1 protein-coding gene is annotated in these 1,198 nt (G+C 52.6%); it reads right to left on the reverse strand.

The window, feature by feature from the left end; translation table 11 throughout:
• Positions 1–842, reverse strand: an 842-nt coding sequence (locus tag WA429_RS21200) for a cache domain-containing protein (protein ID WP_336107907.1), incomplete at its 3' end; no start/stop codon positions are given.
• Between the last annotated feature and the right edge of the window lie 356 nt (positions 843–1,198).

Below are 1,198 nucleotides of genomic sequence, written 5' to 3' on the forward strand. Positions count from 1 at the left end.
TGTTTGTCCGCCTGGATTTCCAGCTGTTTCTGGCGATCCTGCAATTCGCGGTTTTCAAGCGCCTGCTGACGGAAGGAAACAACAGTGCGTGCCATGTCGCCGACTTCGTCAGCGCGGTCCTGGCCTTCGATTTCGCCTTCGAGGTCGCCAGACGAGATAACCCGCATTCTTGTTGCAAGGTTATGCAGACCCGATGTGATGTTGCGACCGATTACAAGGCCGCTTGCTGCCATGATCAACAGGATGATGCCGCCAATCAGAACGACATAAAGGGCCTGTTTCTGGAAGACAGCGTCAACATCATCAATATAGATGCCGGTTCCGATGATCGGACCCCAGGGCAGGGGATGGGCATAGGACAGTTTTTTGAAGGTCGTTTCCTTGTCCTGGCCGGGTTTGGGCCACCAGTAGGTCGAGAAACCGCCACCGGGCGCGCTGCCCGCAGCGATCAGGTCACGGATGAAATAGTTCCCTGCCGAATCCTGCAATTCGCCAAGGTTTTTGCCGACCAGTGCCGGGTTGGCCCCGTGCATTTCGGTCATGCCATCTTTGGAGAAGACAAAGAAGTACCCGATATCGCCATCATATCTGCCCGATGCGGCATCGGCATAAAACTGGGCGATTGCGTCTTCCTGGGACAGGGTGCCCGACGTGACCTTGTCCTGATAGCGCTGGGCAATCGAGACAACATATTCGGTCGTGGCGCGGATCTTTTCTTTTCTGTCTTCGATCAGCGAACTTCTGAGTTCAAGCAGCTGGACGACGGCAATGACGACAACGGCCAGCAATGCAAGGACACAAAGTGCTGTGATTTTAAAACTGATCTTCAGGTTCCCGAGCATGTTTCCTCCGGCTCGTTAGTATCTCGATAGGTTTTTAATTAATATTATTATGAATTAATGTATAAATAGAGAGTGCAACCTACGGCAAGTAAAACTCCCTACTAAAGTATAGTTTCTGATCTTTCTTGAGATGGGAGTTGCCAGGCGCGAGTTCAACTCTGTGGTGTGATGTCGATTTATTGCCAAAAAAAAGAGCCGCATTCATGCGAATGCGGCCCTGTCACGGTGATGTGTGTCGCGATTATTTGACCGCGCTCTGACGCAGGTCGGCCAGGAAGCTTTCGACCGCCTGATCAAGCGAGCGGGCTTCATCGACCAGTTTTTCGGCCGAATGGGCCAGCTGGCTGGTGCCGGAA

The organism is Thalassospira sp. CH_XMU1420-2, from assembly GCF_037029325.1.
Taxonomy (GTDB): Bacteria; Pseudomonadota; Alphaproteobacteria; order Rhodospirillales; family Thalassospiraceae; genus Thalassospira; species Thalassospira povalilytica.